A 13,621-nucleotide genomic window follows, 5' to 3' on the forward strand; every position below is an offset into this window, starting at 1 on the left:
ATGCCGGCCGAGGAAACGCCGGGAGGCGCCACGATGCTCGATCGATACGACTTGCAGCGTTTCGTCCGGGCGCAGGAGCCTGTCTACGCCGACGTGCTCGCCGAGCTTCGAGACGGCCGCAAGCGCAGCCACTGGATGTGGTTTGTCTTCCCGCAGGTTGCCGGGCTGGGATCGAGCGGTATGGCGCGGCGCTATGCCATCGCTTCGCTGCAGGAGGCGAGGGCCTATCTGGCCGATCCCGTTCTCGGGCCAAGGCTTGCCGAATGTGCGGAACTGGTGCTCGCCTGGCCGGATCGCTCCCCGCATGACATTTTCGGCTCTCCCGACGACATGAAGTTCTGCTCCTCAATGACGCTCTTTGCACAGGCGGCGGGGCCGGGATCGGTGTTCGCGACGGCCATCGACACATTCTGCGCCGGCCCTGACCGGCGCACCTTGCAGATACTCGGCGACATGGACTGAGGCGGACCCGATCGGCGCTCTGTCAGTCCCTCGCTTCGAGATCGCGGATCAGATCCTTCATTTCCGCGATCTCGCGCACCTGGGCTTCGATGATCTCGTCGGCAAGTTCCCGCACGCGGGGATCGGTAATCCGCGCGCGCTCGCTGGTCAGTACGGCAATGGAATGATGCGGGATCATCGCGCGCATGTAGTCCACGTCGTCCACCGTCGCCTGGCTGCGCACCAGCCAGAGCGAACCCGCGAAAACGACGATGGCGCCGGTGAAGATCGCCATGTTCAGCGGCATGTTCTTGTACATGCCCATCATGAAGCCGAGCATGATGAAGGCCATGGTCGCGCCCATCAGCAGTGCCATCCACGCCCGCGTCTCGCTCCAGAAGATATGATCGAGGGCGTAGGTGTTGAGATACATCAGGATGAACATGACGATGGTCGATGTGACGATCATCGCCGCGAAGCGCCAGTAGGACATCACTCGTCTCCTCTTTTGTCGTGAAGGATCTCGGGAAGGACAGCCGATACCGTATCGCCGCCGACCCCTACTAGGATCGCGAGCAGCCCCCCAATCCCATGCCCCCCGTCGGGCCGTTCGACATCCTCGTCTGATCCATCATCGTCAGCCTTTGCCGTTGGCTTGGATCGATCCACCGTGATGGTGGAGCTTCCAGCCGCGGGAAGGTCAATCAGTGTTTCGAGGGCGAACGCTGGAGGTCGCCTGCCGGCTTCTAGTCCGTCCGGCGAAATCCGAAACCGCCCAGCGGGCATCCTTCAACCCCCGACGTGAGCGCGAACCCGCCGACCTGCGGCTCCACAGGGCAATGCATGGGGAACGTCGCGTCCCCGGTCGCGCCGCTCGCCTCGCTCAGCACGAGTTCACCATCGGCGACCTGGTAGCGGCCGGAGACTGCGCCCGGGCCGCCGGATCGCCGCCCGATCTCGAACGTGCCGTCGTCGCCGAAGCGGGCGTCCAGCAGGATCCCGGGTGATTCGGTGGAAGTGCCCAGATAGCTTCCGGGGTAGATGCCGGACGCCGTCGCCATCGCCGCCTCGCTGGCAGCGGTCTGCAGCTCCGCGATGTGCTGCTCCAGCCCGGCGACCCTTTCGCTCCTTTCGGCGAGCGTGGCGGCCAGTTCCGCCACCTGTCCCTGGAGCTGCGCACGCTGCTCTTCGGCCCGGGTGACCTCGGTCGTCAGGGTCTCGCGATGGTCGCGCAGCTGGCCGACGGCCGCGGAGGTCGCGGTGCGTTCCTCCTCGAGCTGTCGGAGTTCTTGGCGCGCGGTCTGCGCCTGCTGCCGCAGCTGGGCCTCCGCCTGGCGGGCCTCCTGCAGCCGTGTCTCGGCGGCGGCGACCTCCTGCGACGTCGCGGCCGCTTCCTCGTTGAGGTTGGCGAGCGAATCCCGCAGCTCGCTCTCCTGCAAGCGGGCCTCTTCCAGGCGGCTGCCCACGTCGGCCAGTTCCTGGGTTGATTGCGACACGAGTTCCCGGCGCGAGGTGACGTCCTGGTCGAGGTCTTCTAGCACCTGCCGGTCGGATTCGAGCTGGCCCTGGATGGCCGCCATCTCCTGGCGCAGCGCATCGGCGCTGCCGCGAAGCTGCTCGAGTTCCGAACTCTGCGCCTCGACCTCTTGCGCCAGGTCGGAGCGGCGGTTCTGCAAGGTGCCGATCTCGCCGGTCACCGTCTCGACCTGCGCGGTGAGGGCGTCCAGCGAACCTCCGGCCTGCTCTCGCTGTTCGAGCCGGCTAGCGAGGTCTGTCCTGGAGTTTTCGAGTTCCGCGATCCGGGCCTGCGTCTCGTTCTCGCGCGATGACATCACGATGAGGTAGACGACCAGCAGGAACCACCCGGCCACCGCCAGCGCCGCGAGCGTCAGGGGAACCGGACGACGAAGTTCATTCCTGAGGCTGGTCCACATGTCGCTTGTTATCCCACTTCGTATCGCAGCATCTGCGACCGCTCTCGATTTCGATGTCGTGCGGTGAAAGTCACTGCCCGATTTCAGGAACCCCAGTGGCGGGCAATGGTTCCGGTTTCCGCGTCAGCGCGCCAGATGCTCCGCCACGCGGGCGAACACGCCGACGAACATCTCCTCCGTCAGCCGTCCCGTATTGGTGTTGTAGCGCGAGCAGTGGTAGCTCGGGAAAAGCGTCGCGCCGGCGGTCTCGTGCACGGCACCGTGGACGAAGGGGAGGGCGGCGACCCGGTGGCCGAGCGCGCGCACCGTCGACTGGTGCGCGATGGCGCCGAGCGTCACGATCGCCTCCAGGCGCGGGAAGCTCTCGATGGTCGGGATGAGGAAACTTCGGCAGGTCGCGATCTCCGCGCCCACGGGCTTGTTCTCGGGCGGCACGCAGCGCACCGCGTTGGTGATCGCGGTGCCGACGAGTTCCAGGCTGTCGTCCGGCCGGGCCTCGAAGAGGCCGCGCGCCAACCCGAATGTCTTCAGCGTGCGGTAGAGCAGGTCGCCGGCAAAATCGCCGGTGAAGGGACGGCCGGTCCGGTTTGCGCCTCGCAGGCCGGGCGCCAGCCCCACGACCAGCAGGCGCACGCTCTCCCTGCCTTCCGGCGGAAGGAAGGTCGGCACCGGCGCGTTGTGCCAGGCCGGTTCCCTGTGCCGCCACTCCGCTATGAAGTCGTGCAGGCGCGGGCACAGGGGACAGTCGCGCGAAGGCTCCGCCGGACTGCTTCCTGCAACGGCAGGCATCAGTAGTCGTCGTCTTCCTGCTCGACGGGCTCGACGCGGCGCGGCGGCCTCTCGGAAGGATCGCGGCCGACTTCGCTTCGCAGCGTCGAGAGGTCGATGAAGTGATCCGCCTGCCGCCGCAGGTCGTCCGAAATCATCGGCGGCTGCGAGGTCATGGTCGACACGATGCTCACCTTGCGGCCGCGCCGCTGCAGCGCCTCCACCAGCGTGCGGAAGTCCCCGTCGCCGGAAAAGATCACGTAGTGGTCGACGACGTCGGCCAGTTCGAGCGCGTCGATCGTGAGCTCGATGTCCATGTTGCCCTTGATCTTGCGGCGGCCCGACGAGTCGGTGAATTCCTTGGCCGGCTTGGTGACCACCTTGTAGCCATTGTAGTCCAGCCAGTCGATCAGGGGCCGGATGGAGGAGTATTCCTGGTCCTCCACCAGCGCGGTGTAGTAGTAGGCGCGCAGCAGGTAGCCCTTCTTGTGGAAAGCGGCGAGCAGCTTCCGGTAGTCGATGTCGAAGCCGAGCGCGCGGGACGTGGCGTAGAGGTTGGCGCCGTCTATGAACAGCGCGATTTTCTCGCGGGGATCGAACATGGCAATTCCTTTGATCGGCAACTTACGGTCTGGCAATGGAGCGCCGAAGAAGTGGTGGCGCGATTATGGAGGTAGACCTGCCACAATCTGCTGCAAAGGGGAACGTGCGTCTTGTCGCGAAATTGTGATTTGCGTCGGGCGGGTCGTGCGATCGTCGGGATGGACCGGCTGGCCCGAATGCTTGTTTTTTCGCGCCGATGGGCGTATGGAGCCCACAAATCCCGGAACAATCCAGCATGAAAGGGGCATTGCATGGCCCGCGTAACAGTTGAAGACTGCATCGACAAGGTCGAGAACCGTTTCGAACTCGTCCTGCTCGCCGGTCACCGCGCGCGTCAGATCTCGCAGGGCGCGTCGATCACCATCGACCGCGACAACGACAAGAACCCGGTCGTCGCCCTGCGCGAGATCGCGGACGAGACGCTTTCTCCCGGTGACCTCAAGGAAGATCTGATCCATTCGTTGCAGAAGCACGTCGAGGTCGACGAGCCGGAGGCCGATGCGCACGAGATGATCGAGCGCAGCGAGAGCTCGCCCGAAGCCGCCGCCGCGCCGGAGGAAGACGAGCCCGTCACCTTCGACCGCATGAGCGAGGAAGAGCTGCTCGCCGGCATCGAAGGCCTCGTGCCGCCGGAAAAAAGCGACGACTACTGAGGCGAACCGGCCGCCGCGGCACTACCGCGGGCGCGAAATCATGGTTATCTACGACATGCGCCGTGTCCATCGCGGCGCATGTTTCGTTTCGGAGCCCAAACGTCGATGATGCGCCAGTACGAGCTTGTGGAACGCGTCCAGCGTTACAAGCCCGACGTCAATGAAGCCCTGCTCAACAAGGCCTATGTCTACGCCATGCAGAAGCATGGCCACCAGAAGCGCGCCTCCGGCGATCCCTATTTCTCCCATCCCCTCGAAGTCGCCGCGATCCTCGTCGACATGCATCTCGATGAGGCGACGATCGCGGTCGCGCTGCTGCACGACACGATCGAGGATACGTCGGCAACCCGCCAGGAGATCGACGAACTCTTCGGATCCGAGATCGGCAAGCTGGTCGAGGGCCTCACCAAGCTGAAGAAGCTCGACCTCGTTTCGCGCAAGGCCGAGCAGGCGGAAAACCTGCGTAAGCTGCTTCTGGCGATCGCCGAAGACGTCCGCGTGCTTCTGGTCAAACTCGCCGACCGCCTGCACAACATGCGCACGCTCGACCACGTGCCCGAGAGCAAGCGGCTGCGCATCGCCGAGGAGACCATGGACATCTATGCGCCGCTCGCCGGCCGCATGGGCATGCAGGACATGCGCGAGGAGCTCGAGGAACTCGCCTTCCGGCACATCAACCCCGGCGGACACAAGGCGGTCACGGAGCGCCTCGCCGAAATATTCGAGCGCAACAGGGGCGTGGTCGGCGAGATCGAGACGGCGCTGACGGGACTGTTCGGGAAGTATGGCATCGAAGCCGAGGTGCGCAGCCGTCAGAAGAAGCCTTGGTCTGTGTTTCGCAAGATGGAAGCCAAGGCGCTATCCTTCGAGAAGCTTTCCGACATCTTCGCCTTCCGGGTCATCCTCGACCAGGTCGAGGACTGCTACCGTGCGCTCGGCGCCATCCACACCACGTGGTCGATGGTGCCCGGCCGCTTCAAGGACTACATCTCGACGCCCAAGCAGAACGACTACCGCTCGATCCACACCACGATAGTGGGGCCGTCGCGGCAGCGCGTCGAGCTCCAGATCCGCACCCACGAGATGAACCGGATCGCCGAATACGGCGTGGCGGCGCACTCCATCTACAAGGACGTGCGCGGCAAGCTGAACGGTTCCGGCCACGCGATCTCCAAGGAGACCAACGCCTATGGCTGGCTGCGGCGCACCATCGAGGCCCTGTCGGAAGGCGACAACCCCGAGGATTTCCTCGAGAACACGCGGCTGGAGATGTTCCAGGACCAGGTGTTCTGCTTCACGCCCAAGGGTAGGCTGATCGCCCTGCCGCGCGGCGCGACACCGATCGACTTCGCCTATGCCGTCCACACGGACGTGGGCGATACCTGCGTCGGCGCCAAGGTCAACGGCCGCATCATGCCTCTGATGACCGAACTCAAGAATGGCGATGAGGTCGAGATCATCCGCTCCAAGGCGCAGGTGCCGCCGGCCGCCTGGGAGCAGGTCGTCGTCACTGGCAAGGCGCGCGCCGCGATAAGGCGCGCCACACGCGCCGCGATCCGCAAGCAGTATTCGGGCCTCGGCACCCGCATTCTTGAACGCGCCTTCGAGCGCGCCGGACGCGCCTTTTCCAAGGAGAATCTGAAGCCGGTGCTACATCGTCTGGCGCGCAAGGACGTCGAGGACGTGCTGGCCGCTGTCGGACGGGGTGAACTGTCCTCTCCGGACGTGCTGCGCGCCGTCTACCCCGACTACAAGGACGAACGCATCACCGCGCCGCCGCCCAAGGCGCGCGAAGAGGGGTGGTTCAACCTGCGTAATGCCGCGGGCATGCTGTTCCAGATCCCGGGCCGCTCGTCGAAGAAGGACAATAGGAAGAGCAAGGGCGACGAGAAGTCCGAGGCCGTGCCGATCCGCGGCGTCAGCGGCGACCTGCCGGTGCGCTTCGCGCCCGAGGGCGCGGTGCCCGGCGACCGCATCGTCGGCATCCTGCAGCCGGGTTCGGGCATCACGATCTATCCCATCCAGTCGCCGTCGCTGACCGCCTACGACGACCAGCCCGAGCGTTGGATCGACGTGCGCTGGGACATCGATGAAGGCACGAAGGAACGGTTTCCGGCGCGCGTCTCGGTGACCGCCATCAACGAGCCGGGCTCTCTCGCCGAGATCGCCCAGGTCGTTGCCTCCAACGACGCCAACATCGACACGCTCTCCATGGTGCGCACCGCGCCGGACTTCACCGACATGATCCTCGATCTCGAGGTCTGGGACCTGAAGCACCTGAACCGCCTGCTGTCGCAGTTGAGGGACAGCCCCGCTGTCAGCGACGCGCACAGGGTGAACGGTTAGGCTCGGCTGCCGCCCGCTCTTTCGCCACCGGCGAACGCGGTGGAACACGGCCGACTATCCTTGTTGTTCACGATTGATTGCGCCGCTATAACTTCTGTCAGACATGCGGTGCGATAGAATGGCGCGGCATGTCCGATTGTGGCCGCGCGCGACACAATCGAACACTATCTCTCCCGAATCTCAGATAGGGGCTCGACGGCAGGAATGTTGTTTCGGCGCAGGAAGCCGGCAGATTTCGGGGAGCGCGTGCGAACGCTCCTCTGGCCGCGCCGGTCGTTCTGGCGCTCGGCGCAGTATTTCGTCAAACGCGTCCTGCGGCTGACAGCCACCCCGCACGCGATCGCGGCCGGTGTGGCGGCGGGCGTCTTCGTGTCTTTCCTCCCCTTTCTCGGCCTCCACTTCCTCCTCGCTGGAGTATTCGCGTGGATCATGGCCGGCAACCTGATCGCCTCGGCCTTCGGCACGGCCATCGGCAATCCGCTGACGTTCCCCCTGATCTGGGCCGCGACATACAAGATCGGCTGCGCGATCCTCGGCTACGGCGAGGTCGGCGAAGCCGACCCGCTGAATCTCGGGCACAAGTTTGGCCATCTCGATTTCGCGCAGCTCTGGGACCCGCTGCTGAAGCCGATGACGGTCGGCGGCATCCCGCTCGGCATGGCCTTCGCGATCGGCTTCTACCTTCTGACCCGCTGGAGCGTAGCGGCCTTCCGCAGGCAGCGGCAGCACCGCCTGCTCGAGCGCGCCAGGCGCCGCGCCGAGTCGCAGGCGGTCGGAGCAGCGGCTGGCGGATGATCATCGGCCTGGGCTCCGACCTGATCGACATCAGGCGCATCGCGCGTTCGCTGGAACGCCACGGCGACCGGTTCATCGATCGCATCTTCACCGACGAGGAACGCCGTCGCTCCGAGAGCCGGGGCGGCCGCGTCGCCTCCTACGCCAAGCGCTTCGCCGCCAAGGAGGCCTGCGCCAAGGCGCTCGGGACCGGCATTGCGAAGGGTGTCTTCTGGCGCGACATGGGCGTCGTCAACGTTGCGAGCGGCATGCCGACGATCGAACTCACCGGCGGAGCCGCCCGCAGGCTGCTGGCGATGCTGCCGGCCGGCATGCGCGGCGTCGTGCACGTCACGATCACTGACGACTACCCGTTGGCCCAGGCCTTCGTGGTGCTCGAGGCGCTCTCCGTCGAAGAACGGCCATGTTTGCAGCCTTAGAGCATGTCTCCCGAGAGTCGGCCCCGGTTTGGGGACGAAGACATGCGCAAAAACATTCACCGGAAGCGCAGGGAGCGGATCTGAAAGATCGCGAAGCGCTTCAGCACCCAACCTCGCCCAGCAATCCCGTTGCCCGGCACGGCTGTAGCCGGTAAGAGCTTCCCGCAGACGAAACCGAGGACGACATGAGCGTGGCGGAAAAATCTCAGAAGAAATCGGGCGGCCTTGGCGAAACGGTGAACGTAATCGTCCAGGCGCTGCTTCTCGCCATCGTCATCCGCACCCTGCTCTTCCAGCCCTTCTCGATCCCCTCGGGTTCGATGCGGCCGACGCTTCTGGAAGGTGACTACCTCTTCGTGACCAAGTGGGCCTACGGCTACTCGCGCCATTCGCTGCCCTTTTCGCCGGACATCTTTTCTGGCCGCATCTGGGAAACGCCGCCCGCGCGCGGCGACGTCGCCGTATTCAAGTATCCGCCGAACCCCTCGCTCGACTACATCAAGCGCGTGATCGGACTGCCTGGCGACCGTATCCAGATGCGCGACGGCCAGCTCTTCATCAACGGCGAGGGCGTGCAGCGCGAGAAGACCGGGGAGATCGACAATCCCGACATCACCGAGGTCGACCGGCCGGTGGACGTCTATCGCGAGACCCTGCCGAACGGCGTCTCCTACGACACGCTGGACGTCACTCCGAACGGCATTTCCGACAACACCCGCGAATTCGTCGTGCCCGAAGGCCACTACTTCATGATGGGCGACAACCGCGACAATTCGGCCGACAGCCGCGTCTTCGGGTTCGTGCCGGAGGAGAATTTCGTCGGCCGCGCCAACATCATCTTCTTCTCGATCGCCGGCGGCGCCAGCCCGCTAGAAATCTGGAAGTGGCCGTCGCTGATCCGTCCGTCGCGACTGCTCAACTTCGTCGATTGACGGAGAGATGGGCGCCAAGCGACTGACTGGAGAGGCTCTGGCCGACGCCGTGCGCGACCGCATCGGCTACGCATTCCGCGATCATGGACGGCTCGAACGGGCGCTGACCCATTCGAGCGCCCGCCGGCAGACGGGATCGGATTACGAGCGGCTGGAATTCCTCGGCGACCGGGTGCTCGGGCTCGTCGTTGCGGACATGCTGTTCCACGCCTTCCCCGGCGCGCCTGAAGGCGAACTCGCGGTGCGCCTCAACGCGCTGGTGAGCGGCGCGGCCTGCGCCGACGTGGCCGAGGAGATCGGGCTCGCCGACCTGATCCGCGCCGATTCGGGGTTGAAATCGCTGACCGGTCCCAAGGGCCGCAGCACGCGGGCGGACGTGATGGAAGCGCTGCTCGCGGCGGTCTATCTCGAAGGCGGCCTCGAAGCGGTGCGTCCGCTGATCCTGAAATACTGGGAGCCGCGCAGCCGCGAATCCCGTGGCGCGACGCGTGACCCCAAGACCGAGCTCCAGGAATGGGCGCACCAGTCGGCCGGCACCGCGCCCGTCTATACCATCGCCGGGCGCGAGGGTCCCGATCACGAGCCGATCTTCACCGTCAGCGTCGTGGTCGGCGATCTGGAGCCGACCGTCGGCAGCGGGCGCTCCAAGCGCGAGGCGGAGCAAGCCGGCGCGGCCGCCATGCTGGCGCGCGAAGGCGTCTGGTCGAAACCGGGACAGCAGCAATGACCGAACATGAAACGCCCGCCGCACCGGCGACCCGTTCCGGCTTCGTCGCGCTGATCGGCGCGCCGAACGCGGGCAAGTCCACGCTCATCAACCAGCTCGTCGGCACCAAGGTGTCGATCGTCACCCACAAGGTGCAGACCACGCGCTCCATCGTGCGCGGCATCGCCACGCACGGGCGGGCGCAGATCGTCTTCGTCGACACGCCGGGCATCTTCAAGCCGCGCCGGCGGCTCGACCGCGCGATGGTCACCACCGCCTGGGGCGGGGCGAAGGATGCCGACCTCGTGCTCGTGCTGATCGACGCCGAACGCGGACTGCGCGGCGACGCCTCGGCTCTGGTCGAAAACCTCTCCGACGTGCGCCAGCCGAAGATCCTGGTGCTCAACAAGATCGACAAGGTGAAGCGCGAGAGCCTGCTGGCGCTGACCGCCGAGGCCAATGCCAAGGCCGGTTTCGAGCGCACCTTCATGATCTCCGCGCTCGACGGCTCCGGCTGCGCCGACCTCCTCGACTATCTGGCCGGCAGGCTGCCGGAAGGTCCCTGGTACTACCCGGAGGACCAGATATCGGACCTGCCGATGCGCCAGCTGGCCGCCGAGATCACGCGCGAAAAGCTCTATCTGCGCCTGCATCAGGAACTGCCCTATTCCTCGCATGTCGAGACGGAGAAATGGGAGGAGAAGCCCGATGGCTCGGTACGGATAGACCAGGTGATCTACGTCGAGCGCGACAGCCAGAAGAAGATCGTGCTCGGCCACAAGGGCGAGACCATCAAGGCGATCGGCCAGGCGGCCCGCAAGGAAATCGCCGAAATCCTCGACCAGAAGGTGCACCTCTTCCTGTTCGTCAAGGTACGCGAGAACTGGGGCGACGATCCCGAGCGCTACCGCGAGATGGGCTTGGATTTTCAGGGATAGGGAGGCGCTCTGTTCTCCTCATCCTCGACGAGGTCTGTGGATGGACCGGTACCGGTGGTGCGCCAACAGATCTGGGGGCTATTCGTCACCTGAAGCGCGCCGTGCGGGCCATTGTCATCATGGGCAAATTGTTGAAGGTGCTGACGCGATCGCCGATGGCTGCGTCATCCTGAAGTGTTGCGCGAGCGTATGGAGCGGCGCTCCTGCCGCCTCGGTCGGCACGCTTTTCGCGCGCTACTTCGATATTTGAATCCCATCGCTTTGCCGCATTTCTAAGTAGGGCATCATTGCACCTCGATCGAAATAGGGTCGTCATAGAGGACCAAATCCTGAATCCCGGGGTGCGTCGCCTTGAAGCGCACCACCCTCACCGGAGTGGGACCGCCGCACGCGTGACTGTCGCGAACGGCGATACCGCCGTCCAAATATTCGCCCAATTGCGACGGCGGCAGGTTCCGCTTGACGTCCGCCCAGGCAGGCGGCGCACTGCCGCACCTATCGGCTCTTGCGCCATGCAAGATGACGGTGTCGTCAACTTGGAGGGCCCAATGATTGTAAACCACAATACTAAGTTGATCATCGTTCTCGACACCTGATAGACCGCCCATTCCGGCCAGGCCGTAGCCGGCTACCCCGGCGCATAGCATACCAGCGGCGGTGGCGAAGGCCGTCCGGCGCCAAGAGGCGGATCGATGACCTGGCATTTCTGACTGAGGAAGCGCTGAAGGCTGAAAAATTCGCTCGGCGTGCGGTTCTTCCGAAGCCTTGTCTTGGGCTCTCTTTCCGGCATCGGCAAACATTTGTTCCCACACCGGAGCGAGCCCGTCATAGTGGTCAATACCGATCAATTCGGAAATCGCGTCAAAATAGCTGCGCCGCGGAAGATGCTTCCCACTTCGCCAGTTCGCCAAGTTTTTGAGCGCGGTAGTATAGGCCGACTGGCTGTTGTTGTTCAATTTGGCGCAAAGCTCAGTTGCCAGGCGGGCATTGTCGTAGTGGTTTGCATTTCGGCACAATGCGTCGAAGAGGGCATGCCATGTCGGATATTCATTCCACGGTTGTAGATTGGACATATTTCCCAACAATCGATTTGCCCTAGTCGGCGGACTATAGATGGCGGTCCCGTAAAATCGAACGATCCGATGTCCCTTTTTCCGATTTTTCCGCCTTTTCCAACAATTCGGTTGAATCCTGATATGCCTCGGCTACGCCTATAAGGCGTTGCTTCTTTTAATGTTTGCCAAGTTTGGCGGGAAGGTTGAGGCGCCGTTGGGATGCGGCGCCTTTTCCTGGGTGGCAATCCACGGCCAGAGGCGTGCCACGCTAAAAGGACGAAAATCGTCTTGCGGGAGAAAGAAATCGTATGAGGAAAATTGCAACCACTGTCGCAGTCGTAATTGCGGCAACAGTGACCTTTGTTGGTTTGGCGGCGGCGGGAGACATTCGCTATCGAAAATCCGTGACCCTCTCGATAGGCCAGTCGACGGTCATTCATGGGGCTCGGGGCAACTGCGGCGAACCCGCACCGAGTTGGGCGCGCGTCAAGGCGCATCTGCCGCATATTGCCGTCGCTCGGTATTCCGACGGGGATCTTGGCACGCGAAATAGCAATTCTTGCGGCGGACCGACGCCCGCCCGCGCGGTAGTCGTGACCGGTGTGAAGCAAGGCAGCGAGAAAATAGTTCTTTTCGGCGATCCGATTACGATAACCGTGAAGTGATATCGCTGGCCAGCCGAAGTGAACTGTCGCCACTATTAGAAGCGCAAGTTGGAGAAGGTGTGTGATGATAATTGGACGTATGGTAATCGCAGCTACTATAGCATTGTGTGTTTGCAGTGACGGAAATGCTTATGCGGCGCAAACTGGGATGAGCGATGTTTGCCAGAAGTCATACCGCGACTACCAAAAGCAAAAGAGTCCAAAGGCTTTCGCTCGGGGAACAAGGAAAGGATGCGGCTGGAGTCGGGGCGGTGGTATTTCTATTGATGAAGCAAAGAAGCGGGCGATCAGTTTCTGTCAGGCTTATGGTGGAGATAATTGCAAGATAGTCGAATCAAAGAAGTAGTCCAACTTCCTGTCGCGAACACGATTAAGGGACTTCGAGTCATTACCCTATTGCTACCGCGAGATCAGGGTGGATATTCCCGAAAGGGGAACCTCAGCCTGGGTCCAGGTTCTTCTCGAACCAGAAATCCGCATAGGGATTGTCGTTGAAGCGCCCGATGGCGTGATACCCGGCCTTCCGGTACATCTCCTGCGCTTTGGTCAGCGCCCGGTTGGTGTCGAGGCGCACGCGTCCCATTCCGAGGTCCCGCGCCTTGTCCTCCAGCGCCGTCAGCAGGCGCCGCGCGACGCCCAGCCCGCGCGCTTGCGGCGCGACCCACATGCGCTTGATCTCGCCGACGCCTCGTTCCAGCGTGCGCAGCGCGCCGCATCCGATGGCCCGTCCGTCGAGCCGCGCGATCAGGAAGGCGCCGTTCGGCGGCGTCAGCGCATCCGTGTCCGGCGTCGGATTGCCGTTGGCCGGATCGAAGCCTTCCTCGAACGTGACGGCGAGTTCCGCCATGTAGGCAGCCACGCAGGCGCGCGCATCCTCGCCGTCGGCGGGTTCCTGCGAAATCTCCACCGAAGCAGCAGCGAGCAGGCTCTTCACCTCGGCCATTGCCGACAGCAGGCGCTCGCGCTGGCTTGTCGAGAGCGGTGCCAGCCACGAGTGGGCGAGATCGTCCGACAGGCCGTCATAGGCCGCCCACTCCTCCTTACCCCGGGCAGTCAACAGGACGCGGCGTCGGCGCCGGTCGTCGCCGTCGTCCTCGACGGCGACGAGACCCTGTCGCTCCAGCGCGCGCAGGAGACGGCTCATGTAGCCGGAGTCGAGCTTCAGCCGTTCGCGCAAGGCGCGCAGGTCGCCGCCGCCGGGACCGATCTCGAAGATGAGCCGCGCCTGGCCGAGCGGTCGTCCGCGCCCGAGATAGCTGCCGTCGACCGCGCCGGTTCTGAGCGTCACGACGCGGTTGAAGTCACGCACGGTGCTGATCTGGGCCGTTTCCATTCTCTGACCATAGTCAGAGAATTTTACTGGTGC

The 13,621-nt window shown here is 64.1% G+C and carries 15 protein-coding genes; 9 read left to right on the top strand and 6 right to left on the bottom strand.

Annotation, left to right across the window (positions count from 1 at the left end; all coding sequences use genetic code 11):
- The first annotated feature begins 33 nt into the window (after positions 1-33).
- Positions 34-462: a DUF1810 domain-containing protein gene (locus tag ABGN05_RS22045; protein ID WP_367956201.1), complete on the top strand. Its 429-nt coding sequence runs from the start codon at positions 34-36 to the stop codon at positions 460-462.
- A gap of 22 nt (positions 463-484) precedes the next feature.
- Here ABGN05_RS22045 and ABGN05_RS22050 read toward each other — a convergent pair whose 3' ends face one another.
- From ABGN05_RS22050 to ABGN05_RS22065, 4 genes are all read right to left on the bottom strand, one after another.
- Entirely contained in the window at positions 485-934 is a 450-nt protein-coding gene (locus tag ABGN05_RS22050) for a DUF305 domain-containing protein (protein WP_367956202.1), read from the bottom strand.
- 253 nt (positions 935-1,187) lie between these two features.
- Positions 1,188-2,375, bottom strand: coding sequence for a coiled-coil domain-containing protein (locus tag ABGN05_RS22055; protein ID WP_367956203.1), 1,188 nt, complete (start codon positions 2,373-2,375; stop codon positions 1,188-1,190).
- Positions 2,376-2,498: 123 nt separating this feature from the next.
- Complete coding sequence (locus tag ABGN05_RS22060) at positions 2,499-3,164, bottom strand: uracil-DNA glycosylase (protein WP_367956204.1); 666 nt, start codon at positions 3,162-3,164, stop codon at positions 2,499-2,501.
- Positions 3,164-3,745: a LabA-like NYN domain-containing protein gene (locus tag ABGN05_RS22065; protein WP_367956205.1), complete on the bottom strand. Its 582-nt coding sequence runs from the start codon at positions 3,743-3,745 to the stop codon at positions 3,164-3,166. Before ABGN05_RS22065 ends, ABGN05_RS22060 begins: the two co-directional genes overlap by 1 nt.
- 252 nt (positions 3,746-3,997) lie before the next feature.
- Between ABGN05_RS22065 and rpoZ the strand changes: the two genes are divergently transcribed.
- The 7 genes from rpoZ (at position 3,998) to era (ending at position 10,535) form a co-directional block, all read left to right on the top strand.
- Positions 3,998-4,399 (top strand): DNA-directed RNA polymerase subunit omega, encoded by a 402-nt coding sequence (gene rpoZ / locus ABGN05_RS22070; protein ID WP_367956206.1) that lies wholly within the window; start codon positions 3,998-4,000, stop codon positions 4,397-4,399.
- Positions 4,400-4,504: 105 nt separating this feature from the next.
- Positions 4,505-6,745, top strand: a complete 2,241-nt coding sequence (locus tag ABGN05_RS22075; protein ID WP_367956207.1) for a RelA/SpoT family protein — start codon at positions 4,505-4,507, stop codon at positions 6,743-6,745.
- Between the two features lie 246 nt (positions 6,746-6,991).
- Positions 6,992-7,540 (top strand): DUF2062 domain-containing protein, encoded by a 549-nt coding sequence (locus ABGN05_RS22080; RefSeq protein WP_367956208.1) that lies wholly within the window; start codon positions 6,992-6,994, stop codon positions 7,538-7,540.
- Positions 7,537-7,959, top strand: coding sequence for a holo-ACP synthase (gene acpS / locus ABGN05_RS22085; protein WP_367956209.1), 423 nt, complete (start codon positions 7,537-7,539; stop codon positions 7,957-7,959). The genes ABGN05_RS22080 and acpS overlap by 4 nt, the downstream gene beginning before the upstream one ends.
- 185 nt (positions 7,960-8,144) lie before the next feature.
- Positions 8,145-8,891, top strand: coding sequence for a signal peptidase I (lepB, locus tag ABGN05_RS22090; RefSeq protein WP_367956210.1), 747 nt, complete (start codon positions 8,145-8,147; stop codon positions 8,889-8,891).
- Between the two features lie 7 nt (positions 8,892-8,898).
- On the top strand, positions 8,899-9,618 hold the full coding sequence (rnc, locus tag ABGN05_RS22095) for a ribonuclease III (protein WP_367956211.1): 720 nt from the start codon (positions 8,899-8,901) through the stop codon (positions 9,616-9,618).
- Positions 9,615-10,535 (top strand): GTPase Era, encoded by a 921-nt coding sequence (gene era, locus ABGN05_RS22100; RefSeq protein WP_367956212.1) that lies wholly within the window; start codon positions 9,615-9,617, stop codon positions 10,533-10,535. Before rnc ends, era begins: the two co-directional genes overlap by 4 nt.
- Positions 10,536-10,819: 284 nt before the next feature.
- On the opposite strand, the gene ABGN05_RS22105 is transcribed toward era, so the two are convergent.
- Positions 10,820-11,608 carry a hypothetical protein gene (locus ABGN05_RS22105; protein WP_367956213.1) on the bottom strand — a complete coding sequence of 263 codons (789 nt, stop codon included), beginning with the start codon at positions 11,606-11,608 and terminating at the stop codon, positions 10,820-10,822.
- Positions 11,609-11,898: 290 nt separating this feature from the next.
- Here ABGN05_RS22105 and ABGN05_RS22110 point away from each other — a divergent pair, with 290 nt between their 5' ends.
- Entirely contained in the window at positions 11,899-12,255 is a 357-nt protein-coding gene (locus ABGN05_RS22110) for a hypothetical protein (RefSeq protein ID WP_367956214.1), read from the top strand.
- A 439-nt stretch (positions 12,256-12,694) separates the two neighbouring features.
- Here ABGN05_RS22110 and ABGN05_RS22115 read toward each other — a convergent pair whose 3' ends face one another.
- Complete coding sequence (locus ABGN05_RS22115) at positions 12,695-13,588, bottom strand: bifunctional helix-turn-helix transcriptional regulator/GNAT family N-acetyltransferase (RefSeq protein ID WP_367956215.1); 894 nt, start codon at positions 13,586-13,588, stop codon at positions 12,695-12,697.
- Positions 13,589-13,621: the final 33 nt, after the last annotated feature.

Origin of the sequence: Aquibium pacificum (assembly GCF_040839445.1) — a bacterium.
Classification (GTDB): Bacteria; Pseudomonadota; Alphaproteobacteria; order Rhizobiales; family Rhizobiaceae; genus Aquibium; species Aquibium pacificus.

What these genes read in the sequence shown, in the direction of transcription:
- era (WP_367956212.1), top strand. Translation starts at nt 9,615, where the DNA reads ATGACCGAACATGAAACGCCCGCCGCACCGGCGACCCGTTCCGGCTTC.
- ABGN05_RS22065 (WP_367956205.1), bottom strand. Translation starts at nt 3,745, where the DNA reads ATGTTCGATCCCCGCGAGAAAATCGCGCTGTTCATAGACGGCGCCAAC.
- lepB (WP_367956210.1), top strand. Translation starts at nt 8,145, where the DNA reads ATGAGCGTGGCGGAAAAATCTCAGAAGAAATCGGGCGGCCTTGGCGAA.
- ABGN05_RS22045 (WP_367956201.1), top strand. Translation starts at nt 34, where the DNA reads ATGCTCGATCGATACGACTTGCAGCGTTTCGTCCGGGCGCAGGAGCCT.
- ABGN05_RS22110 (WP_367956214.1), top strand. Translation starts at nt 11,899, where the DNA reads ATGAGGAAAATTGCAACCACTGTCGCAGTCGTAATTGCGGCAACAGTG.
- ABGN05_RS22115 (WP_367956215.1), bottom strand. Translation starts at nt 13,588, where the DNA reads ATGGAAACGGCCCAGATCAGCACCGTGCGTGACTTCAACCGCGTCGTG.
- ABGN05_RS22050 (WP_367956202.1), bottom strand. Translation starts at nt 934, where the DNA reads ATGTCCTACTGGCGCTTCGCGGCGATGATCGTCACATCGACCATCGTC.
- ABGN05_RS22075 (WP_367956207.1), top strand. Translation starts at nt 4,505, where the DNA reads ATGATGCGCCAGTACGAGCTTGTGGAACGCGTCCAGCGTTACAAGCCC.
- rpoZ (WP_367956206.1), top strand. Translation starts at nt 3,998, where the DNA reads ATGGCCCGCGTAACAGTTGAAGACTGCATCGACAAGGTCGAGAACCGT.
- ABGN05_RS22055 (WP_367956203.1), bottom strand. Translation starts at nt 2,375, where the DNA reads ATGTGGACCAGCCTCAGGAATGAACTTCGTCGTCCGGTTCCCCTGACG.
- ABGN05_RS22105 (WP_367956213.1), bottom strand. Translation starts at nt 11,608, where the DNA reads ATGTCCAATCTACAACCGTGGAATGAATATCCGACATGGCATGCCCTC.
- rnc (WP_367956211.1), top strand. Translation starts at nt 8,899, where the DNA reads ATGGGCGCCAAGCGACTGACTGGAGAGGCTCTGGCCGACGCCGTGCGC.
- ABGN05_RS22060 (WP_367956204.1), bottom strand. Translation starts at nt 3,164, where the DNA reads ATGCCTGCCGTTGCAGGAAGCAGTCCGGCGGAGCCTTCGCGCGACTGT.
- acpS (WP_367956209.1), top strand. Translation starts at nt 7,537, where the DNA reads ATGATCATCGGCCTGGGCTCCGACCTGATCGACATCAGGCGCATCGCG.